27 protein-coding genes and 1 pseudogene are annotated in these 19,890 nt (G+C 53.8%); 1 reads left to right on the top strand and 27 read right to left on the bottom strand.

Annotation, left to right across the window (positions count from 1 at the left end):
• From N6G83_RS52780 to N6G83_RS52665, 24 genes are all read right to left on the bottom strand, one after another.
• Positions 1-856 (bottom strand): phage protease (locus tag N6G83_RS52780; protein ID WP_260524349.1); only part of this gene is annotated, 856 nt, incomplete at its 3' end.
• Positions 857-1,089: 233 nt separating this feature from the next.
• Positions 1,090-1,932, bottom strand: coding sequence for a phage minor head protein (locus N6G83_RS52775; RefSeq protein WP_064355716.1), 843 nt, complete (start codon positions 1,930-1,932; stop codon positions 1,090-1,092).
• Positions 1,925-3,496, bottom strand: coding sequence for a DUF935 domain-containing protein (locus N6G83_RS52770; RefSeq protein WP_064793971.1), 1,572 nt, complete (start codon positions 3,494-3,496; stop codon positions 1,925-1,927). Before N6G83_RS52770 ends, N6G83_RS52775 begins: the two co-directional genes overlap by 8 nt.
• Positions 3,496-5,085: a terminase large subunit domain-containing protein gene (locus tag N6G83_RS52765; RefSeq protein WP_260524348.1), complete on the bottom strand. Its 1,590-nt coding sequence runs from the start codon at positions 5,083-5,085 to the stop codon at positions 3,496-3,498. The genes N6G83_RS52770 and N6G83_RS52765 overlap by 1 nt, the downstream gene beginning before the upstream one ends.
• Positions 5,082-5,657 carry a DUF3486 family protein gene (locus N6G83_RS52760; RefSeq protein ID WP_064365542.1) on the bottom strand — a complete coding sequence of 192 codons (576 nt, stop codon included), beginning with the start codon at positions 5,655-5,657 and terminating at the stop codon, positions 5,082-5,084. Before N6G83_RS52760 ends, N6G83_RS52765 begins: the two co-directional genes overlap by 4 nt.
• Positions 5,647-5,934: a hypothetical protein gene (locus N6G83_RS52755; protein ID WP_032751429.1), complete on the bottom strand. Its 288-nt coding sequence runs from the start codon at positions 5,932-5,934 to the stop codon at positions 5,647-5,649. Before N6G83_RS52755 ends, N6G83_RS52760 begins: the two co-directional genes overlap by 11 nt.
• On the bottom strand, positions 5,934-6,221 hold the full coding sequence (locus N6G83_RS52750) for a hypothetical protein (protein ID WP_016807465.1): 288 nt from the start codon (positions 6,219-6,221) through the stop codon (positions 5,934-5,936). The genes N6G83_RS52755 and N6G83_RS52750 overlap by 1 nt, the downstream gene beginning before the upstream one ends.
• A 9-nt stretch (positions 6,222-6,230) precedes the next feature.
• The gene (locus N6G83_RS52745) at positions 6,231-6,533 is read right to left on the bottom strand and encodes a DUF2730 domain-containing protein (protein ID WP_016807466.1); all 303 of its coding nucleotides are present in this window, start codon (positions 6,531-6,533) and stop codon (positions 6,231-6,233) included.
• Positions 6,514-6,744: a TraR/DksA family transcriptional regulator gene (locus N6G83_RS52740; protein ID WP_047720492.1), complete on the bottom strand. Its 231-nt coding sequence runs from the start codon at positions 6,742-6,744 to the stop codon at positions 6,514-6,516. Before N6G83_RS52740 ends, N6G83_RS52745 begins: the two co-directional genes overlap by 20 nt.
• On the bottom strand, positions 6,741-7,352 hold the full coding sequence (locus tag N6G83_RS52735) for a hypothetical protein (RefSeq protein WP_016807468.1): 612 nt from the start codon (positions 7,350-7,352) through the stop codon (positions 6,741-6,743). The genes N6G83_RS52740 and N6G83_RS52735 overlap by 4 nt, the downstream gene beginning before the upstream one ends.
• Before the next feature lie 46 nt (positions 7,353-7,398).
• Positions 7,399-7,743, bottom strand: a complete 345-nt coding sequence (locus N6G83_RS52730) for a hypothetical protein (RefSeq protein WP_260524347.1) — start codon at positions 7,741-7,743, stop codon at positions 7,399-7,401.
• Positions 7,736-7,954 carry a hypothetical protein gene (locus N6G83_RS52725; RefSeq protein WP_016807470.1) on the bottom strand — a complete coding sequence of 73 codons (219 nt, stop codon included), beginning with the start codon at positions 7,952-7,954 and terminating at the stop codon, positions 7,736-7,738. The genes N6G83_RS52730 and N6G83_RS52725 overlap by 8 nt, the downstream gene beginning before the upstream one ends.
• A 2-nt stretch (positions 7,955-7,956) precedes the next feature.
• Positions 7,957-8,535, bottom strand: a complete 579-nt coding sequence (locus N6G83_RS52720) for a glycoside hydrolase family 108 protein (RefSeq protein ID WP_260524346.1) — start codon at positions 8,533-8,535, stop codon at positions 7,957-7,959.
• A gap of 86 nt (positions 8,536-8,621) precedes the next feature.
• Positions 8,622-9,110 carry a hypothetical protein gene (locus tag N6G83_RS52715; RefSeq protein WP_044348552.1) on the bottom strand — a complete coding sequence of 163 codons (489 nt, stop codon included), beginning with the start codon at positions 9,108-9,110 and terminating at the stop codon, positions 8,622-8,624.
• Positions 9,111-9,123: 13 nt separating this feature from the next.
• Entirely contained in the window at positions 9,124-9,513 is a 390-nt protein-coding gene (locus tag N6G83_RS52710; RefSeq protein ID WP_044348550.1) for a Mor transcription activator family protein, read from the bottom strand.
• Positions 9,510-10,064 (bottom strand): gp16 family protein, encoded by a 555-nt coding sequence (locus tag N6G83_RS52705; RefSeq protein WP_180239508.1) that lies wholly within the window; start codon positions 10,062-10,064, stop codon positions 9,510-9,512. Before N6G83_RS52705 ends, N6G83_RS52710 begins: the two co-directional genes overlap by 4 nt.
• Before the next feature lie 117 nt (positions 10,065-10,181).
• Complete coding sequence (locus N6G83_RS52700) at positions 10,182-10,730, bottom strand: hypothetical protein (protein ID WP_260524345.1); 549 nt, start codon at positions 10,728-10,730, stop codon at positions 10,182-10,184.
• Positions 10,723-11,220 carry a hypothetical protein gene (locus tag N6G83_RS52695; protein ID WP_260524344.1) on the bottom strand — a complete coding sequence of 166 codons (498 nt, stop codon included), beginning with the start codon at positions 11,218-11,220 and terminating at the stop codon, positions 10,723-10,725. Before N6G83_RS52695 ends, N6G83_RS52700 begins: the two co-directional genes overlap by 8 nt.
• 80 nt (positions 11,221-11,300) lie before the next feature.
• Positions 11,301-11,918: a DUF3164 family protein gene (locus N6G83_RS52690; protein ID WP_180239510.1), complete on the bottom strand. Its 618-nt coding sequence runs from the start codon at positions 11,916-11,918 to the stop codon at positions 11,301-11,303.
• A 15-nt stretch (positions 11,919-11,933) separates the two neighbouring features.
• Positions 11,934-12,221: a hypothetical protein gene (locus tag N6G83_RS52685; protein WP_047720501.1), complete on the bottom strand. Its 288-nt coding sequence runs from the start codon at positions 12,219-12,221 to the stop codon at positions 11,934-11,936.
• Between the two features lie 2 nt (positions 12,222-12,223).
• Positions 12,224-12,463, bottom strand: coding sequence for a hypothetical protein (locus tag N6G83_RS52680; protein WP_004114539.1), 240 nt, complete (start codon positions 12,461-12,463; stop codon positions 12,224-12,226).
• Between the two features lie 4 nt (positions 12,464-12,467).
• Positions 12,468-13,415: an AAA family ATPase gene (locus N6G83_RS52675; RefSeq protein ID WP_260524343.1), complete on the bottom strand. Its 948-nt coding sequence runs from the start codon at positions 13,413-13,415 to the stop codon at positions 12,468-12,470.
• 36 nt (positions 13,416-13,451) lie between these two features.
• Positions 13,452-15,530 (bottom strand): Mu transposase C-terminal domain-containing protein, encoded by a 2,079-nt coding sequence (locus N6G83_RS52670; protein ID WP_094898209.1) that lies wholly within the window; start codon positions 15,528-15,530, stop codon positions 13,452-13,454.
• A gap of 2 nt (positions 15,531-15,532) precedes the next feature.
• A complete protein-coding gene (locus tag N6G83_RS52665; RefSeq protein WP_094898210.1) occupies positions 15,533-15,757 on the bottom strand; it encodes a helix-turn-helix domain-containing protein in 225 nt (74 codons plus the stop codon).
• 181 nt (positions 15,758-15,938) lie between these two features.
• Between N6G83_RS52665 and N6G83_RS52660 the strand changes: the two genes are divergently transcribed.
• A complete protein-coding gene (locus N6G83_RS52660; protein ID WP_094898211.1) occupies positions 15,939-16,571 on the top strand; it encodes a helix-turn-helix domain-containing protein in 633 nt (210 codons plus the stop codon).
• 264 nt (positions 16,572-16,835) lie between these two features.
• Here N6G83_RS52660 and N6G83_RS52655 read toward each other — a convergent pair.
• The 3 genes and pseudogenes from N6G83_RS52655 to nrfA all read right to left on the bottom strand — a co-directional run.
• Positions 16,836-17,324 (bottom strand): annotated as a pseudogene (locus N6G83_RS52655) (4Fe-4S dicluster domain-containing protein); the annotation flags it as partial.
• Positions 17,321-17,890, bottom strand: a complete 570-nt coding sequence (gene nrfB, locus N6G83_RS52650) for a cytochrome c nitrite reductase pentaheme subunit (protein ID WP_199062231.1) — start codon at positions 17,888-17,890, stop codon at positions 17,321-17,323. The gene nrfB and the pseudogene N6G83_RS52655, both read right to left, overlap by 4 nt.
• A 42-nt stretch (positions 17,891-17,932) precedes the next feature.
• Positions 17,933-19,324, bottom strand: a complete 1,392-nt coding sequence (gene nrfA / locus N6G83_RS52645) for an ammonia-forming nitrite reductase cytochrome c552 subunit (protein WP_260524350.1) — start codon at positions 19,322-19,324, stop codon at positions 17,933-17,935.
• Positions 19,325-19,890: the final 566 nt, after the last annotated feature.

The raw sequence follows: 19,890 nt of genomic DNA, 5'->3' as shown, positions 1-19,890 counted from the left end.
CTTTGGACGGGTCCTGATTAACCAATGGCTGCGCAGTTTTTACGAACGCTTCAAACTTCTGGCGACCATCTTCAGTACGGCAAAGGGCCAGATACATATCGCGGTTAGCGGGCGCGACTTTCCCGGCGGTCACGGCATCGTCAACCAGCGCGGTAGCCGTTTTCTCATCCAGCGTCTTCAGGCGGTCCTCTGCTGTCTGAGCGCGATTGAGCGCCAGTTGATGGGTCTCCAGCGGGATAAACTTCGACAGGTCCGGGTTTTGAGCACGGTTCAGCGCAAGCGATTCACTGTTTTTGATGGTCTGGATCGCTGATACGGCGTCGTCAACCGACGCGGTCTCAGCCAGACCCAGTGCCGTGGCAATCTGCACAGGTACAGGCATGGTGTTCTCCGAGTTAAGTGCGGGTAAATACAGGTTGGGTTTGTTGGTCAGGCCAGCGCTGGACAGATGCGAGACCTGACCGGTAGAGAAATGACGGAAAGCCGGGCTGTAATAGCGGTACTTCTTACCGCGAACGAGCGCTTCGCCGTCAGGCGTCCACTCGATATGACCATCAATGCTGCCGTCAGCGTTGACACGCATGGCATCAATCCAGGCATAGGCCGGAGCTTCTTCACCTTTAGGGCCAAGCAGCTCGGTGGAATGCTCGGCATCAAACGGCAACGTCGGGTAACGAAAGGACGTGGCAATGAAGGCCTGCGGATTGTCGTTTACCCAGGAACGGCCATCCCGGCCAGTGAATGTTCCCGCAGGGATCATCGGCAACCATTCCGGCAGAGGCGTGCTGGCCTCCGAAAGGTCGGGAAGCTCAAAGCACAGGGCCAGAAATTCGAGTTGTGTTGCAGGCTTTGGCATGGTGCTGTCCGTCGTTAAAGGTAACTGACGGACAGTGTCGGCTATATAAAGGAAGAAACCGGATTAACTTCTTTTACTGTATATAAAGGAAGAGTTACGGCAAACGCAGCGGGGAACCACGTTCAAACCCCGTTCAAAAACGCCGTGGCGCGTTTAAGAAATTTTCAGAGAATCATCGTACCACAAATGCCGGTAAAGTCCCTGAGCGCGTTTGAGGCGGATTACCGCCTCGGTTAGTTATCACTGTCGAAGGCGCTTTGCTTCGCGGCCAGTTGGCGCTCAAGCTCAGCCTGTCGGCGCGTGCCCGGATTGTAGTCCCAGCCCGGATCAATCCCCTCCGGCACCATCTCCTCTTCACCGGTGCGCTTGTTAACCCACTTCACCCGTTTGACGGGCGGCGCTTCGGTGCGGACCGGTACAGTCTGTCGGACAACGTGACCGGTAGGCTGGCCGCTGTCGTCGAGCTGCTGCACGTTGCGCGGGACGCCATTTTTCTGTAGCTGATCGTACTCGTATTTGCTGACCTGGCGAACCCCGCATTTACAGCCCCAGCCGTTGGGGCAGAAATGGGTCAGCCAGAACGGGTCATCCACCGGCAGGCAAAGGTTCGCCCATTTCAGGTGCTCGGCGCGGTGCTCGCGTGACGGGCCCAGCGTATAGAGCAGATAGGGCATCGCGCGCTTAGTGCGCTGGATGCGGTCCCACTGACCGGCGCTGCGGGCAGTGCGCATGTTGGTATCGTAGATAGTGCGCAGACGACGATCGCTGCCGAGCTGCACCGGCTTTGTCTCACCTGTCAGCGGATCATCCATCATTTGCTGACCCCACCATCCACGCTTCACCAGCAGGGGCTTCAGCACCTCCCGGAACTCGGCGAACGACTGGCCGCTGGCCATCGCGTCTTCAACCAGCGCCCTGACGTCAGAGAGCAGGTCGAGCTGGGTCATCTTCGCCACAGTGAAACCGATGCTGTGCTCCTGCCGCCACACATCACGGTAATCGAAGCCCGGCGTCAGCTTTTTCGACTTCAGCCAGGCCAGTGCCTCTTTGGGGATAATATCGGGAGCCTTAGCCATCATTCGCATCTCCCAGCGTCCGCGCCTTAAAGCTCAGCATAGCCAGCTGCTCGACGAACGCGGCAGGCTCCAGCGTCTTCTGCAGGTCCGGCAGACGCGCCAGAAACTCCTCAAAGCTCCCGACGTCTTTCGCCAGCTGCAGCACCGGACTGGTAAAGGCATCGCCGGTCTGCTCCCAGTCTTTCATCGCCTCGCTGGCCATCACGTCAATCTCATCGTCCTGAGAACGGTTAAGCGCCAGTTGCTCACGGTTGAGTGCCGGTGCAGGGCTGAAGGCGGAGAAGCTGTTAGAAGGTGAGAGTACCGCTGCGCCGTTCTCCGGCTCAGCCAGACCGAACCTGTCCCGGACCTCCGATTCCTGCACCCGCAGACCACGATCGACCAGGGGGATAAGCGCATCGACAAAGGCTTTGAGGTCCTCCGGTTCGCTGATAGTCAGCTTCACACGCGGGTACTTTTCCTGCGGCCCATAGTTGAACTGGATAAACGGGCGTACCAGAAACTCATTTAGAGTGTTCTCCAGTTGACGGGCATCCCAGCGGGCAATATCCATGCGCACCCGGTCATGCACGTCGGCCTGAGATCGCGAGCTGCCGTCGTCGGTGGTCATGGTCTGCCCCAGTACGGCCTTACTGGTCTGGGCGTCGCACCATTCCGCCATTTCCTTGAACAGTGCGCCACCACCGTTGCGGCTGGCAGTTTCCTGCATCTCCAGTTGCATACTTTGGGGGATGGCGCAGCCTGCATCCGATGCAATAGAGGCGATCGCATCGATGAGGGTCCTAATCTGCTCATCGGAGGCATTATTACCGTACTTACCAACGACGATGGGAATACCAAACTTCTCGGCAAACGCCCACCAGTCACGCACGGTGAAGGACTTGAGCATATACATCACCGCCACCAGACGGGCCAGACCATTTCGCAGGGGCAAACCAGACTTCAGCCGGGGATAATGCAGCACATATTTTCCCGGCGTCAGGGGAATACCGTCCACCGGCTGTTCGTCAGTCAACAAACGGAACTCGCGCAGTGTGTCGCTGTCGGGTTTCAGGAACCGCGGGTCAACCCACTCATAATCACGCGGCATCCAGCCATCACGGGTACTCCACAGAATTTCGCAGACCCCAACACCTTTACCGAGGCCATCGAGCAGATCAAATAACAGCTCCGGGATTTGCGGCTGCTCGACAAGATCGCGAACAGCATCAGCCAGCAATACGTCATGCTCATCGTCGCTGGCCGCCTCTACTGCAGGAGGGATACCGGCCACGGTCAGCTTGCGGGTACGCAGTACGCTTGCGTAGTGTAGGTCACGCTCTTCCATCTCTTCCGCAAGGATGAAGTAGTCCCGTGCGTTTCCCTCGGTCACATTGCGCAGGACCCCGGCTAATCTCGCCGGGGATAAGGTGCTCGCCACGCTGATGCCCGCAGAGGGCGACCTGACGCTGGCGCGTCTGGCCCGCGCTTCGGGCTGGGTCATATCGGTTTCATTAACGGAGACGGTTTCATCGGTTGCCGGGTTAAGCAGGCGTCGGATCGCACCGGAGAGTTTCTTCAGCATCAAAGCAGTCCTCGCTGATTTTTAAGGCCACGTGTGATGCGCAACTGGCGGCGACTGTCGCTATTGCGCTGCTGTTGGGATTTGTTAAGCCGATGCAGCTCATAGCGCTGGCAGTCTTCTTTGCTGGCGAGAAAGGCAAGGAAGATCGCATACGCGCTGTCGCCGTGACGCTTGTGGCCATCGCTGCCGGTATTCTCCCGGTCATCAATTCCAGGCACCCCGCGCTGAACGACAATCTGCCCGAGGTCGCTGATGACATCTTCATGCTTCGGCAGGACCAGCTCATCGTCTTCGAACGCAGCCTTGAAGCGCGGCATGTTCTCGCGGTAGTGGGCGACGGAAGGCATGACCACCTCCACCTCTGCGCCGTACTTCTCCGCCGCCTGTTCGGCAAGATAGTTACCGTTCCCCCGTCCATCCAACTTGATACCGTCGCGGCGCGGTAGCCTGTCGCAGATAAAGAACAGCGCCTGCTCCTGCTGCTTGTAGGGAACGTTGGCCAACTCGACAAGGAACGGTACGGTACGCGTGGTGTCGTCGTTGACGGTCATCGGCGCAAAGACCGTCAGGTGACCCGACCGCGCGAAGTCCTCGCCGAGACAGTGGCGGAGGTTCTGCGGGAGCGTGTTCAGCACAGGCAGCACCACCTTATCCAGCCACTCCTGCATATCCAGTGCGCGGATGATTTCCGGCATGGCATTGAATTCTGCCGTGCCGGTGAAACGCAGAACGGGACCGGAGCCCCGCGCGGCACGCTCGCGGATGGAGCGGGCCAGATAGGTGCCGCCGCCGTTCTTCGGCTCGCAATAGTATTCCTCGCGGGCGTCTTCTTCAGTGGCGGTATCGCTCAGCAGATTCGCCAGCCACTCCGCTTCAGCATCTGGTGACCACGGCTTTTTCGTCACCTGGCAGATACGACGATACAACCCCTCGCTGATGGCCAGCTCAATATCAATACGGTGAACGGAGTACCGTTTTTTGCCCGCACGGCTGTCAGTGATGATGGTATTGAACAGGTTTTCAATGCCGTTATGGGTGGAGATCAAGCGGACCTTAGAGCCCCACATGGTCAGCGCCAGCGCCGCTTTCAGTACGGCAGCGAGGTCTTTCTGAAATGCTGCTTCATCGATGATGACGTTACCCTGCATACCGCGCAGGTTTGAGGGGTTGGACGACAGCGCCTTGATTTTGAAGCCGCTGGCAAAGTTGATGACGTAAACCAGTATGTCCTTGTCGTCATCCTCCAGCGCTTCCTCGCCAATCGCTGAGGCCGCGAGACTATATGCCTTCGCCCACATAGCGCAGGCGTCGATAAACTCACGCGCCATGTCTTTGGTGGTGCCGACATAGAAGGTGTCGGTTCCCCCGGCTTCCGGTGACATTGACCCGCTGAGCGCCGCCTCGGCGGCTTCCGCCCACGTCAGGCCGGTACGACGGGATTTCTCGGCAATCTTGAGCTGGGACGTGTCCGCAATCCACCGGCGCTGATACGGCAGCAGCACCTGATCCGCGTCGAACTCGCCCGCCAGAATGGCGCTGGCGGACTGATTACGTAACTGTTCCTGCGATGACAATGGTCCGGCCATCATACGATCCCCAGAATCTGGCGACGGATATCAGCGGCGGTTTCCGCAGAAAGCCCGGCGCTTTTGGTGATTTTCTCCGCCTGCGCGGCGGCTTCTTCGGCGAAGGCCTGGCGGATCTCTTTCTCACGTTTATGGCTGGCCATCGCTGCCGCCTCCAGACGCTGAGCAACCAGCGCCAGCTGGCCGAGAGCCTTCGGCTCAACCGGGCCTTCTTCTTCTGCGAGTGACATCGATGTTTCGAATGCCAGCGTTTTCACAAACTCCATCAACAATTTGCCAACGTCAGACGTCGGCGCAGACCCCAGCTTAGCGGCCCAGATTTCGGCCATTTCGCGGGAGGCGCGAATCTTTGCTCCGAACTCCTCCATACGACTGGCGTAGCGATTCAGCCCCGTGCGGCTCAGTTTCATGTCTTCTGGCAAGTTGTGGCCGTCAATCAGTTCGTTGATGGCCTCGCGGATCTCTTCCTGGGTATGACGTTTCTCGCGCAGCATCTGGTGCAGCTGGTCGCGAACGCCATCCGGCAGCAGGTCGATTTTGGAGGGGCGGCCACGGGTCGGTTTTTCAACTGCCATGTTTGCTCCTTGATGCCTTTGCCATCTGAAGCTGGTTTTTCCGCTCTCTGGCGATAGCCCGGCCCAGCGTTTCGAATGCACGTCTGAACTCAGGATTCTTGTTCAGAAACGTGTTGGTAAAGCTATCAGGGGAGCTGCGGTCATAAGGTTTTCCGGTCTCTTTCTCGCTGAACGGCGCGATAACCTGAGACTCAATCTCTGAGCAAACCATCACTGCGGCCAGTTGATAAAAAATACGCCGCTGTGCTTCGGTATAAGGTTTAGTTTTAGCCATCATTATCCCCTCGCGCGGGGCTTTTTCACCCCCGGAACCGTGGCCAGACCGCTGGCGACGTCGTCACCGCGACCGGTGATTTCCGCCACATAACAGCCGGAAACATCCGTCAGACTGACCAGACCCTGCTCACGCAACCACGCCAGATGCGTGCGCACCGTATCGCGGGAAACGCGATGGCCATACGTCTGCAGGCACGTCTGCAGAATCGACTCGTTGGCACTGTCGCCGCATTCGACAAGAGATCGCAGAATAACCAGGCGCTGGTCCTGGTCGAGAATGTCACGCATAGTCACCTCTTATTTTTCCTTCAGCTCGTTTTCCAGAAGCAGATCGCTGACATGTTTCACCTGGCGAATCGCCGGTCCCAGTTCGCGGAGGTCACCCCGCAAATTACTCATTTCTAGCTGCAGCTGGTGCAGGTCTTTTTGACTGGGTAGCCCCGCGATAGTGTTCTCAATGCTCTGCAGTCGGGTACGCATCAGCTCCAGCTCCTCACGTTTGACGTAGGTTTTGGCCAGCAGGAGCTGAATGACGTTCACGGCAGACATAAACAGAGCCCAGATGATCGCCCAGTTGCCCTTAATAATTTCCCAGCCCATGCTTCCCCCTGATATCTCTGATGGACTGACAGGTGACACAGGTCGCGACATACGGCAATGCCTGAAGTCGGGCTACAGGAATAGCCGCACCGCAGTCGTTACAAAATCCGTAATTCTCCGGCAGCTCTTTAACCCGGTTTAAATGGTTGTTTAAGGCCCGTTCGCGTTCTTCCATTTCAAGGTCGCTGGCGCGATCAAACGCTTTGGTCATTTACCCACCATGACCTTGTGTTTGCTGGATTTGCTGTACCGGGCGAAACCGTCCAGCGTCCTGAAACCCAGATAGCCCAGCGCCGGGGTTGCCAGCATGAGCGCGATATCCCAGTCCGGTTCGGGCATGGAAAACGCATGACCAAAGGCACCTGCCACCGCACCAGCCTGCTGGCCCAGAGACATGATCATCACGTAAGCAATGCTGCTGTAGAGGGATAAGCGGGCCATCAGCGGGCGGGTCTGGCGGACATATTCGTCCGTGGCGTTGTCGCCGTTGCGGATGGTTTCCTGCTGTTCGTGGTGTGCGGCCTGCTGGTCTGCCATCTGCGCCTTGTCCCGCTCCAGCTGGAACTGCTGCAGTTGTACCTTGAGGCCCTCCAGTTGGACAAGCTGCTCGGGCGGCAACTGCGCCAGCTTCTGCTCCAGAACACGCTGCTGGTCGGCGGGGTTGATGGCACCGTTGACGGTCTCGACAATACTGGCCACCGAGTCAGCGGCTTTCGCCGTGGTACTGTCGCTGCCGAACCAGCCGCCGACAGTGCGAACCAGAGAAGGTCCGGCCTTCAGCAGGACGGAGGCAATAGTGGAAAGCGTTACAGGATCCAATTTATTACCTCCTTACGAACCAGCCAGGCATACAGAATGACCACAGTCAGACCGGCGAGAGGGTTAAGCAGCATGACGACGGACTGGTTGCAAAGACGGGGGCAAAGGCCAGCAGAAAAGCGCCGAAAGCCCAGATCAGCCATGAGACACAACTCACCCATTTTCGGGCCGGGCGGTCAGGCTGACGTAAACGATAAGGCAGGTTTCCTAGCCAGATACTTGCCGCTATTAACAGGGCACCGGAGAACGTCAGCCACCAGACAACAAATGCCTGACGGCCATAGAAACAACTGACCAGCAGCGATAACCCGATGAGAGCGACCACAGACCAGCCGGACTGAAATACCCGGATCAACGCCTGAATCAGCCCGTCGGTATTTAATTTAAACATTATGCTTTTCCTTATATCGCTGGCACTGCCAGACGATGTCTCGTGTATCGACGGAGTCCCAGCCCCTGCGGTAATAACTGGCATGAGTGCCGTCGCAGCCTTTGTAATCGCGTGGAACGGGTGGAGGGCCACCGGCAACCCGGTGAAGCACTTCCTGACGGAGGCGATCGCGCCGCCCCGCACGTAACGATGAATCCCAGCCTTTACCCATGCTCAGCTCCGGGGAACCGAGACCTGACCGCCAATGACCTCCTGACAGGCGTTCGCCAGTAAATCCAGTCGGTTAAACCAGCCATTGAGGTATTTACCCTGAGAAGAATTGGATTTGATGATGTCGGCGTAATAACGGGAGCGACGCAGGAAGCAGCGAGTCAGGAGCCATTCAGCATCTGCAGAGGCTACTGCGGTGCGGGTTTTTGGGCCGATAATGCCATCAGCGGTGACGCCAACCGCATCCTGCAGGAGCTGGATCGCTTTTTTAGCGCCATGCTGCACGGAGGAATCAAAGACAAAGAGTGAGATACCGTCTGGCCAGTCAGTGCAATAAGCCGGATACCAGTAATCGCGGAAATAAATCTGCCCGGCCTGTTCTTCGGTCAGGCCCTTAATGCGGGTATCGGGCTTGCCATCGCCATCGACGTCGGTTTTGCCATCGGCAAGACCATCGCGCTTGTCGGAAATGCCGTGTTTAGTGGCGCCGCCTTTGTCGGTCGGGTCATTAACATAACCACCTTCGCGGGCAAGAACGAAAGCGAGCGCGTGGGAAAATGCGGGGGTAAATGATGTTGTCATGCCTGCACCTTTGGGATTGAGTCAATCTGACAAATCCCATTTTGCGACAGGCAAAAAAAAAGCCGGATTAACCGGCTTTGTTGTTTTTAATGAATTGCGTTTCTGAGGCCGCAGGTAAAAACTGGATTACCATTAACAGCTTTAATCAAACTATAAAAATCAAATCCATCGACAACACTATAAGCTCCGGTCGGAACAATTTGTGCTGAGCCAGCAACTGTATCAATAACCGCTGAGTTCTCTTGTTCAGTAAGATTCCGTTTTAATCCTATTGTGGCAATCATAAGACAAACCGTATGAACTTTAAGAGCATTATTCTCTGAATCTATCCCATTGGGATCTACTGATTGAGCAACTTCGAAAAAGTCTTTTGACAATGTAAAACTATACTCGCCTGACTTGAGGCTTTGGTAAGCTTTCCCATCGTTATTGTTTTTCTCTATCCACTTCCCGTCATTGACCAACTTTCCTGACTGTAGTTGTGATAATACATAATCTGATGTTGGAAGCTCTTTCCCCAAAGAAGTAAAGGGAAGCAGCCCCATCAACATTACAATTCCTATTTTTTTCTTCATATGTTCCTCATACTCACAACAGTTTGGGTTGTCTCTTAAGGTGCTCAATACGTCTCATTCTGCGGATAGCCTTATAAATAGTATTAAACGTAACTTCATACTTATGAGCCAGCTCTTTAACATTATCTCCAGTGTAATCACGCCAGATTTTAATATCACGGATAAAATACTCAAGAACCTTCCCGCGCGGAAGATAAATCTGGATACCACCTAACTGGCTGCAGATCGCGGAAACGACTTCAATAGAGTGAGAGGGGGCAATCCCAATACGCTGAAACTCATACCGTAACAGGTCATTTAGCTCAGCAATGAGAACAGGAAATTTAACATTTTCCAAGTCACTATCATCCATGTGCTCAAGAATGCTGTCGTCCTGCACATCACCAAAGAGATCATCACTCATTTTTTCCACCTTCTGGCTGCGTCAGCGTAAGCGCTGCAGATTGTGTCATAGTCCCGGCTTTCGTCACCGGTGACCGGGTTTTCGGGGAGTCGGGCATGGTGTGCCAGCATGGCTTTTTTCATCTCCCGGATATGCCATTGCTTCAGGCTCTCTAGCAGGTTGTCCTCGGCGTCGGCTCGTAACCACTCAAGGCTGGATACGCCAGCACCGCCATTACGGATGCGAGTCTGGCGCTGGACAAAATGGTCGAGCGCAATATCGCTACCATCCCGGATAAAACCCTCTTTAAACATCGTTTTCCATATTGCACGGATTTTCAGGCTCACGTCTGACGGGGCAGACATGCGGCGCTTAGAACGGCGCTGAGGTTTGCTTTTGAACCCCTTAGCCTCCAGCGCCTGGATAACGTTCTGCAGCTCGACGATGGTCATCTCGCGGCAGCTCGACTTGCCGGGAACTACTGCCCCCAGCAAGGAGCGGTAAGTGTCATCGTCAAGCGCCAGCTGGCTTTTGGCGATATGGATAATCTGGATTGCGTTTGAGCGGGTCATTGGTTACCGCCTGTAGTTGACGAGGAACATAAAGCCGATAAATGCGCAAATTACAGCGGTAGCGCCCGCAACGATGACAACGCCCCAGAACAGAAATGTGCCGATTGTTGCAATCATTTACTCTGCCTCCCCTGGCGCTGAAACCACTTCTATCTGGCAACCTGCTGAGCATTTCAGCGCTTCGCCACAAACGAACCATAGAGTTACGTCGTGATCGTCAAAGTAGGTTTCCTTCACCTCATACACCTGACCGCTGAATTTCACGAAGTCGCCGACATCGATATGTACCGCTACAACCATCCCCGGCTGATTTCTGTCGCTCACATCAGCATCGACGCTACTATCCTCAGCGCTGGTGCCAGTGGTGGCCATCACAGAACTGACATCATCCAGCGCCTTGTTGTACCACTCGGCTGCACCTCCGCCGACGCGGCCGCCGTTGTACATAAACCAGCCAGTAGCATCGTCGCGCTCAATTTTTGGCGGCAGCTTCACGGTGACGGTGCGGGACTCCAGCATCTCTACCAGCGCCTCAACCGTTTTCAGCGAAAAGCTGGGAAGCGTGGCGTTGATAGTCTTTATGCGCTCGATAGACGTCTGAGGCCCCCATGCTGGCATCGCCTTGCGGGCCGCAATATCAGCTTTAATCTGCTCTAAATTAATCATGAGCTTTATCCTCCGCCCGCATACGTTCGGCATACTGCTGCTCGCGCATCATCTTCTGAGCAGCCTGCATCAGCAGACTGACGGCCATACGGGCGCGGGCGGCGGCATAGCGATTGCTGGTTTTGGTGTCGCGATAGAGGGTTTCTGCCAGCGCCATCTGTTCGGTCGCTTCCTCCAGAAGCCCCATAACGGACGGACCAAAGGGGCTGACAGGTTGTGACTCAACACCAACAACCTGAGCCAGACGCACCATCTTGCGGTTCTTTTCATGGTCAATCATCGGGCCCATCCCGTTATGACGCAGTTGCTCAATCATGATCTCGACATCCGCCGCTTCTTCAGCCACTTTGCTGCTGTCGGTTTTGTGGTTAAGAAAACGCGAGCAGGCAGCTGATAATTCGCTGGCTTCTTCAGAAAGAACAAGCACCTGTGATTCAAATCCCCATTTAGATAAAGCCGCGTCATAAATAGCAGTATTTTTAGCATTCATAATATGTCCTTACTGATTTTCGGCGTGAGCAACCCCACGGCGCTGACGCCGGAAATTAAACAAAGTTAATTAACGAATATTCAGAGTTTGGCTAAATCCAGCGATATTTGCTTATAAGTGCCATCGTCCTGACGCTCATATAAACGCAGATACTGACTGGTTCCTGTGACCTGAATAGCATCGGCCACAGCGTCCATTGCTTCATTCCATTTGGCATCGTCAATATTCAGTGAGCGGAGACCCAGAACCTGATTGATATCAATCCGGCCCTGTTTATTGACGCGGAAGGCATGATCGACCATTGCCATAATTTTTTCGTTAGCCCCGGCAGACCATTCATGAATGCAGTCATCAATCAGCTTTTTTGCTGCCTGAATGCGCTCGTCAAAGATGCGATGCTCGCCTACGGCGCGAACCAGCTTGTAACGGCCATCAAAGCTGACCAGAGTGACATTGCCTTTGGCACCGCCATACTCCACACCGTATTCCGCTGCTGAAAGGTCGATAAAATCACCGATTTTCGCCATAGAACCGAGCTTGAACTCGACCAGATACTGACGCTGCAGACGAGCTGCCTCCACGATGCCGAGCACCACTTCATCACGCAGTTTATCCAGTGGTTTAATCTGTGACTCAGGAACCAGGTGACCCTGAGCGTTAATCCGGTAACCGTCCGGGATGGTATTTGCAGTATTCATAAAGTCCTCACTGAATTAATAGCAATCTGAATAAACAATATTCGAAACAACACGGCGACTTAATTCCATTTTTTCGGCAATAACAGGAATGGTCAGGCCCTCTTTATAAAGCTCACGGCAAAGGTAGATATCATGATCATCCGATGGTTTAACCAGAACGGACAAGCCCCAGCGGTTAGCCTGAGACTGAATGGCCTGACGGGTGCGGTTAAGTTTCTCGCCCATCTCCGCTGCCGTCATTTTCCCGGCATTCTCACAGACAAACTGAATTTCGGACTTGGTCCACTTACGGCGCTTTTGCATAACTACCTCCAGATAACATGACAACCTTCGAGAGTGGCCATCCACACGGAGCGGGTCCCGGTGGGGCAGCGTTCAATCAGATGATTAGCCCTGTTCACCAGTTCAGTCGGCGGACAGGTGATTTCCAGACACGGGCGGCGCATCCACACCCGCATCTCCGTAACACGACTACCGCGCGCCTGCAGCCATGCCTGCGCAGCGGTGGCCATACCAACATGTTCAGCAATACGTTCAGTAATCATGGTGTTAACCCCTTAATAACGTCGAAACATCAACATCCAGATCCAGATCGCGCAGCGCCTTGAGGATGTAGCTCTCGCTGACAGCCTGACCTGCGCCGTGAGCCGTCATCGCTGCAAGCCGCAGGGAATGACTGAGGATGCGTAGTGCGCCGGGTTTCTGCGCAATCTTCTGAAGCAGTTCACGCTCTTTTTCACCGTCGATATGCCAGGCATCAGCAATCGCTTCCACATCCGCCTTTTTGGTCTTGTTAATCGCCACACGTTTGGCAATACGTGAGAACAGGCGGGCGAACTCGACGGTGCGGTTACCGCCGGTCATGTTGCTGTAGACGCGGTGGTTACCCATCAGCACCAGCCCGACGCGGGTGGCCTCCTGCAGCAGGCGAAGCTCTTCGAGCGTTTCCGCGCCCAGATGGTCAGCTTCATCAATAATGACAAGGCCCTGAGTACCATCAAGACGGCGTCGCAGGGCGCGGGCCAGTGGCCCCTTACGGCGCGGCGCATCATTCATCCCCAGCTCATAGGCCAGTTCGGTCAGGCACTCCAGCACACTGGCGCAGGACGGGGTGATCGTTATCAGCCAGACGTTATCGTTACTGCGGCAATATTCACGTGCCGCCTCTGACTTACCTACGCCGGGGTTGCCGCAGACCACGCCGATGCACTCCGTCAGGTGGGCATAGCGAAAGGCTGTCCAGATTTGTTTAACGGTCGGGGTCTCAATAAAACGTGGTGGCGCTGGCAACTCGGCGGCAGAATGCTGCTTTGTAACCCAGCGTTGCAGAACCAGTTCTACACGGTCGTTATCGCCTGCATATTTATTATTCATGAAGCCACTGACCACACCGGTTGATAAGCCGGTTTCACGGGCAACCTGAGCAAAAGTAAATCGGTTACCATCAACAAGGTTGCGCAGAACCTCGCGAATATCGGAAATATTCACCTCAGACATAATTCACTCCATTATTTGAAGGGTATTTAAACGGCCTTAAATAGCGTTTTTACGTTTATTTGATTCCAGCATATCCAGCGAGTTATTCAGGTATTCATCCTCGCTGTATTCCTCTTCTTCAGACACAACCTGCATAGCGGGAACCGCCCGGCTGACAGGGCGATAGACATTGCTGTCCAGCCAGTCCGGCCCTGCTGGTTCGGAGAGGGTGAGCACATTTTCGGCCTCGGCCAGACGGACTTTTTTCTCACCACGCTCGCGCATACCTTTGATGCGTTTCTGTTTTTGCCAGTATTCCGCCGTAACAGGGAATGCTGCTTTCTTGTTGCCGTCCCAGATGGCTTCACATATCAGCGAACCATCCATCCGACGAACGATAATCTTCGTAGCATCGTGAATGTCGTAACTAACACGGACCTTGCGGCCATGCTCTTCGCGAAGTGCTTCGGAATAATAAAGGTTATTGAAAAGCTGAATTTCGCAACGTCTGACCGAGCACTCAGTCTCCGGCATAAACATATGGCGAAGCTCAATGTCGGAGAGCCATTCAATCTCGGTTTTTTCCTTTTCCAGCTTGTATTTACGAAACTGCGCTGGCGTGAAATGCTCGCCATTAGCTTTCAACGGCAGCGAATCGTGGGCGCGGTTGTTGTACCAGTGAACCCCGGCTTCAATCTCCCCAATAAGCTCATTCCATGACGGGAAATCGCGAAGAGTCTGTTCCTGCTTAACAGTCAGTTCGCGCCCTTTATCCACCGCGTTCAGCGCGGCGATGAGGGATTTTGATACCTTACGTGTAGTGCTTTTATCCGCGCCAGTTCCGTAGTAGGTGGAAAATTGACGGGAGATACGCATCCCCAGCGTTTTGTTGAGGATCTCAATGATGCCGCGCCCTTGCGGGTTCTCAGGAATACCCAGACGGTGGTCAACCCCGAGACGCGGTAAAATACCGGTGATATTAGCGTCAAGCGTGTTATTGGTCTCACCGCCACCGTTATCGGAATAATAGATATAAGGCACCCCGTTATTCTTAATGCCGTGACGCAGGGCATCAGCAACGGCAATAACGCTTTCTGACAGCGCCAGACTCCAGCCCACAATATATCGGCAGCTCCCGTCCAGAATGAACGTCACTTCTGGTGTGATAGGGTTACCATGTTCAGGAGAGGCGACTTTCATCTTCATGCCGTGGCCATCCCCGATCCAGACGTAATTAACCGGCAGGCAAAGCCAGTCACGGCGTACAAATCCCTCAATCTGACGGGCTTCACTGCCGGTGATCCGGCGATGCTGTTTTACCACTTCCGGCAGCTTATCCATCGCATAGCGCACTGTGTTATAGGACGGAGCAGAGAAAAGCATCTCCGGCTGATCCGAATATCGCGAATACCAGCTATGTATAAAATCCTCGTATGCCTCAGCCATCGTCACACCATTGGGATTACGGTAATACGCCAGAAAATCAGGCAACCACGCAATTTCCTCAGGCTCCACGCGCTGGCGCTTACCAGGTGCAAGGAGTACCAGACGCTCAGTCGATGTTCTGGCTTTTTTGAAATCAGCCATCCAGCGCTTAAGGGAGATCTCGCTCAGGGTGCGTGATGAACCTTTTTTGGCATTGGCTAACGTCACCTGTGTGGCCAGATGCTCAGGTAACTCGCCGCTGCGGGACCGTCGGACGATTTCCCTGATGGCTTTGGCGCAGCTGAATCCCGGTATTTCCCCCAGCTTCATGACTTCCGATACCAGCGCAATACGGGCATCAGCAATCTTTTGTTGGTCGCTGGTTAAGCCAGTGAGCTTTTGCTCCATCAGCACGGGGTGATCACGGTAAAGCGATAACCGGGTATCACTCTTTTCCGTCACCGCTGAACGCTCAGGAGCAGGCAACGCTGCATCCTGATTGTTCATCAGCTCTTTAACCTGACGGTCACGCAGCGCTTTTTGAGCAACCAGAGGAAGGCTGTCAATGTGATACTCAAACGCCTTACTTCCCTGACGCTTACGGACCAGAGTCTGATTCTGTTTGACCAGTTTGCCCATCATGGCTCTGATGCCCTGTGGCGTTCCCGGTAAACCCGGCAGGCCCGCTAATTCATTCACCGTGGCAAACATGATCACAAGTCCTTGCTGTAGCGGCTGGGCCAGATTAAAGACGGTTCCAGATTGAGAGCATTCGCGATGATGCGCTCACCTTTAGGGTATGAACGAGCCAGCGCATTTTTCAGTGTGTCGGGACTTAACCCCGCACTGGTGGAAAGGCTGCGCATTGTCACGCCGCGCTTGTGAAGCTCGGCGACAATGTCAATGCGATGCCAGTCACGCACTTCATTTCTTTCCATAGTTCGTTTACTCTTAAAAGTTATCCGCTGGAATAATCCTGCGGGGTTATCCGTTGGAATAAGTATTGATCCACAAAGAGCACAAGTAAAGAAAATCCGCCTCTTTCTTTTGTCTTTTTGGGTTTTATTGTTGTCTATTTTGATTTTTTTAGTAGTTTCATAAAGTTACAAGGAAAGGAAAATGAGTAGCGAAAAAGAAACAAACTTTTCTTTTGATGAGTCAGCAAAAGAAAGTATTTCAATGAGGATTCGTCAATTAATTGGCACGCGGACTGTACGAGCTGCAGCTCGGGCGTGGGGATTGTCGTTCTCCACATTAAACAACTATCTGACTCGAGGTACTGAGCCATCACTCAATGTGGCATTAAAGATAGCTAATGTAGAAGGGGTGTCTGTTGAATGGCTTGCGACTGGGGTAAAGGGGATTCTGATTGCTGACGAATCTGACGTTTCACATCATGATCAAAAAAATAACCTCGATTTTCACGGTCAAAACAGTACCTACAGCATTGGGTACTCGGCAACACCGCTAAGAGACGAGAGATTTATGGCTCTAACGTGGACAATGTTCTTTGAAGCTTTAAACAGTGAAGAGAAATCTAAACTCATTGATACTTTTGCAAAACTTGGAGCAAAGGGTGTATTGGCACTTTTAAACAACGTTAATGAGTCAACAACCGCGCTGCTAGAGCTTTCCCAAGAAGAACAGATGCGTTTATTGAGACTCAATGAACAACTGAAAAAAGGGTCACCTGAAGCAGGTGAAGATGTAGCCAAGCCAGGCCCATCCAGTTCCAGCAAGAAGGCCAGTTAATGCGGTTCCTAACCTTTCGTTGCATCGCGGTACAGCCAGCCGCATTTTACCGGCCTGTTTTTTTAGAAGCATGTTAGAATTGATTTTGAACGATGGTTTTGTAGTTTTAAAGTCCAGAAAGTAGCAGTATCAAATGATTTGCCGATCGGCTTCATTTTCTTCAAACCGGTATCAAATCCAATTTTGAGCCGACCCCAGCAATCCCGCGAGTTTCCGCTTAATTCCTCATGTTCCCGGAAGTATCAAATCTATTCGTTCTTCACAGCCCTGCCGCAGGTTGGTCTTGCGGCAAAAATCGCATTTATCCGCCGTTTTGCTCACCGGATGAATAAAGCGTACCCGGTAAGGGCACGCAGCGATGCAGTATTGGCAACCGACACAGAGATCCGGGTTCACGTCGACAATGCCGCTGGCGGCATCGATAAACGAGGCTCCGGTTGGGCAGACATGCACACAGGGAGCATCATCGCAATGCTGGCACGAATGGCGGAAAAACCGGTATTTCACGTCCGGAAATTGGCCTATCGGTTCGCTGCGGACGATCTCCAGGCGTGAAACGCCCACCGGCACCTGATTGACTTCGCGGCAGGCATCGATACAGGCGGTACAGCCGATGCAACGCGACTCATCGTGGATCATGCCGTAACGGATGCCATTGACGTTCATGGTGCGCGCCAGCAGCTTTTCCGCCAGGGTCGAGCCAGCCGCCAACACGCCAATGCCTACGATAAAACGGCGCCGTGAGCAGCTCATGGCTGCCCCTTATCCAGCCTTACGGACGCTGGATTAAACGCGGGATCATCCTGTTGCTGACGGTGGCAGTCCACGCAGAGCTTGATCCGCCCCTTGTCGTTCAGCCCCTGAACCTTATCTTGCTGCGGGTGCAAGGTATGGCAGCTGGCGCAGCTCACCTTGGCCAAATGCACATCATGCGGCCAGAAGGCTTTTTGCAATGTCTCTGGCAAATGGCAGGACAGGCAAACGCTGTTTTGCTGTTCCACGCCGAACATCGGCTCGTTGAAACGCATCACATCCTTCACGCCCTCACGGTGATGCAGCGAAGGTAAACCGTGACAGTTGGTGCAGGTCAGTGGCAATTTGTTATTCGGGTTAATGGCTCCCGCATGTTTACCGTGCATCGCATTTTGTTGCGGCTTGTGGCAGCGCAGGCAGGCCTCATCCGGATTACGTTGCAAGGTGACTTCCGCCGATTTCTGTTGAACAGCGGGGCTGTCGGTCTGGGCCGATACCGGTAATACTGTCAGCCAAAGGCTACAGGCAAGCACCCCGGTAGTTAATAACGAACGCAGTACGCTCATATTGACTCCATTTGTTTACGCCCCGCACACGGGGCGGAGGGGTTATTTGCCTAACAGCCCGGTTTTACGTGCCTGTTCTTCCCACTGCGGTACCACCGTCTTGAGGAATTCCTGCTTTTCGGCGTTCAACTGCGGCATGTCCATACCCAGCGCCAACTGAGCCTTTTCCTTGGTGGAAATGTCTGGCAGTGGGATTTCAGTGGTGATGCCCTTGGTCGCTAGCAGACGGATCAACTGAGTCCGAGCCTGTGCTGCCTGATCGAGCGCGGTGCCCAAAATGCGCAATGCAACTTCTGGCGCATGCATTTGAATACCGTGGGAAGCAATGGAATAATCCCAGCGCCATTGCGCATGACGGATGTGGGTCAAGATAGGCTTCATCTCAGCTTCGGAGGCACCGGCATCCCAGGCCGCTTTCGCCTCAAAGTGCGCGTGAACCAGTTGGTCTTCTACCTTCAGCTTGATCTCGTTGATATCCTGCTTACGTTTTTCCACCACCGCCTGCATGCTGGCTTTATCCTGGGTGTGGCAGTTCTTACAGGTTTGTTCGTAGTTATCGAACGGGTTGCCAATTTTGTGATCGGTGTAGATCTTGCCTTGGGCGTTTTGCACTTTCGGCATATGGCAGTCGATACAGGTGACGTTGTTCTTGCCATGAATACCCGCGCTCCAGGTTTCATATTCTGGATGTTGAGCTTTTAGCATTGGCGTCTTGGACAGCGGGTTGGTCCAGTCGGAAAACTCGATGTTGTCGTAATACACTTCCATGTCATCGACCGTAGTGCCCTTGTCCCAAGGGAATTTCACCGCTTTGTCTTTACCATCAAAGTAATACTCAACGTGGCACTGCCCACACACCATCGATTGCTGGTCGAAGCGGCCTGCCTGATCAAACGGCTTGCCGATCGTCTGCATAGCGCGAGCCGCATAAGGGCGGGAAAGTTGCAGCGCAGGTTTACCGGCGGCAAAATCAGCGGAAGCGGTATTGTGGCAGTCCGCACAGCCGAGGTTATTGACGATTTCCGGCCCGCCACGCGCCCATTTACCATGGAAATAACTCGCTTCGCCCTGTTCGGCGATCACCCTGGCAACGTCCGGGCTTTTGCAGCTCCAGCAGGCCATTGGCAACGGGCCATCTTCTGCCGTTTTTGGTGCACCGGTACGTAAGGATTCACGGATATCCGTGATGGCATAGGCATGCCCACGCGGCTTGTTGTAATCCTTGGCAAACGGGTATCCGGCCCAAAGAATGACCAGACGCGGGTCGCCAGCCAAAGCGTCTACCCGATCGGACTGCTCGGAAGTCGCCTGCCAGGACTTATATTGGTCAGGGTGAGGTGCAGAGAAGGTTTCATTCTTGGCTTCAACCTTCTGCGGCGTGGCGGCAGGTGTCGCATCTGCCTGTGCCGAGAAAGAGAGAAAAACCGCGTACATCCCTGCCAGAAATAGCATCAATAACTTGCTTACCTTATTCATAAGCATCCCATCCATTTTGCCTGCTTGAGAGCAGTGCTTTTATTAGTCGTTAAGTTCTTGTTAGAACAGATTTTCGCCATTACACCGTGCGTAGGGATACCATAGACCCCACAAAAAATGTTGTCTTTGGTCAAGTTCCGGCAGGTTGTTCAGTTGTTGATTGAATTTTGCGAGGCAGCGCAAACTCGAACTAACTCTAATTAGTTATTGAAAGATAACGAGTTGGATGGGGGAAACAAAATGATGACACATACTCGATGTTCCACTCTCCCCCAAAAATGAGAGGGACTAGTTCAGAGCGGTCGTCAGATACTGAAGGTAATCTGCGGAATGTCTACCTCGGCCATTGCGTGTAAAAAAACTGCATTTTTTAATTGACTGACCGTCAGTCAATTAATACCGTAGCGCTACTCCATACGCAAAAGAGGGATTTATTATGGTACGTACAGTGAAAACGCCAGAGGTGCGCCGGGCTGAAATTTTGCAGGCGGCAAGCGAGCTGTTTCAGGAAATCGGGTATGAGT

Source organism: Serratia sp. PL7 (assembly GCF_945957435.1).
This window is presented reverse-complemented; position numbering and strand designations above follow the sequence as displayed.

Bases quoted from the DNA above. Each gene is read 5' to 3' on its own strand.
- N6G83_RS52775 (WP_064355716.1), bottom strand. From the start codon at position 1,932: ATGGCTAAGGCTCCCGATATTATCCCCAAAGAGGCACTGGCCTGGCTG.
- N6G83_RS52770 (WP_064793971.1), bottom strand. From the start codon at position 3,496: ATGCTGAAGAAACTCTCCGGTGCGATCCGACGCCTGCTTAACCCGGCA.
- N6G83_RS52765 (WP_260524348.1), bottom strand. From the start codon at position 5,085: ATGATGGCCGGACCATTGTCATCGCAGGAACAGTTACGTAATCAGTCC.
- N6G83_RS52760 (WP_064365542.1), bottom strand. From the start codon at position 5,657: ATGGCAGTTGAAAAACCGACCCGTGGCCGCCCCTCCAAAATCGACCTG.
- N6G83_RS52755 (WP_032751429.1), bottom strand. From the start codon at position 5,934: ATGATGGCTAAAACTAAACCTTATACCGAAGCACAGCGGCGTATTTTT.
- N6G83_RS52750 (WP_016807465.1), bottom strand. From the start codon at position 6,221: ATGCGTGACATTCTCGACCAGGACCAGCGCCTGGTTATTCTGCGATCT.
- N6G83_RS52745 (WP_016807466.1), bottom strand. From the start codon at position 6,533: ATGGGCTGGGAAATTATTAAGGGCAACTGGGCGATCATCTGGGCTCTG.
- N6G83_RS52740 (WP_047720492.1), bottom strand. From the start codon at position 6,744: ATGACCAAAGCGTTTGATCGCGCCAGCGACCTTGAAATGGAAGAACGC.
- N6G83_RS52730 (WP_260524347.1), bottom strand. From the start codon at position 7,743: ATGTTTAAATTAAATACCGACGGGCTGATTCAGGCGTTGATCCGGGTA.
- N6G83_RS52725 (WP_016807470.1), bottom strand. From the start codon at position 7,954: ATGGGTAAAGGCTGGGATTCATCGTTACGTGCGGGGCGGCGCGATCGC.
- N6G83_RS52720 (WP_260524346.1), bottom strand. From the start codon at position 8,535: ATGACAACATCATTTACCCCCGCATTTTCCCACGCGCTCGCTTTCGTT.
- N6G83_RS52715 (WP_044348552.1), bottom strand. From the start codon at position 9,110: ATGAAGAAAAAAATAGGAATTGTAATGTTGATGGGGCTGCTTCCCTTT.
- N6G83_RS52710 (WP_044348550.1), bottom strand. From the start codon at position 9,513: ATGAGTGATGATCTCTTTGGTGATGTGCAGGACGACAGCATTCTTGAG.
- N6G83_RS52705 (WP_180239508.1), bottom strand. From the start codon at position 10,064: ATGACCCGCTCAAACGCAATCCAGATTATCCATATCGCCAAAAGCCAG.
- N6G83_RS52700 (WP_260524345.1), bottom strand. From the start codon at position 10,730: ATGATTAATTTAGAGCAGATTAAAGCTGATATTGCGGCCCGCAAGGCG.
- N6G83_RS52695 (WP_260524344.1), bottom strand. From the start codon at position 11,220: ATGAATGCTAAAAATACTGCTATTTATGACGCGGCTTTATCTAAATGG.
- N6G83_RS52690 (WP_180239510.1), bottom strand. From the start codon at position 11,918: ATGAATACTGCAAATACCATCCCGGACGGTTACCGGATTAACGCTCAG.
- N6G83_RS52685 (WP_047720501.1), bottom strand. From the start codon at position 12,221: ATGCAAAAGCGCCGTAAGTGGACCAAGTCCGAAATTCAGTTTGTCTGT.
- N6G83_RS52680 (WP_004114539.1), bottom strand. From the start codon at position 12,463: ATGATTACTGAACGTATTGCTGAACATGTTGGTATGGCCACCGCTGCG.
- N6G83_RS52675 (WP_260524343.1), bottom strand. From the start codon at position 13,415: ATGTCTGAGGTGAATATTTCCGATATTCGCGAGGTTCTGCGCAACCTT.
- N6G83_RS52670 (WP_094898209.1), bottom strand. From the start codon at position 15,530: ATGTTTGCCACGGTGAATGAATTAGCGGGCCTGCCGGGTTTACCGGGA.
- N6G83_RS52665 (WP_094898210.1), bottom strand. From the start codon at position 15,757: ATGGAAAGAAATGAAGTGCGTGACTGGCATCGCATTGACATTGTCGCC.
- N6G83_RS52660 (WP_094898211.1), top strand. From the start codon at position 15,939: ATGAGTAGCGAAAAAGAAACAAACTTTTCTTTTGATGAGTCAGCAAAA.
- nrfB (WP_199062231.1), bottom strand. From the start codon at position 17,890: ATGAGCGTACTGCGTTCGTTATTAACTACCGGGGTGCTTGCCTGTAGC.
- nrfA (WP_260524350.1), bottom strand. From the start codon at position 19,324: ATGTACGCGGTTTTTCTCTCTTTCTCGGCACAGGCAGATGCGACACCT.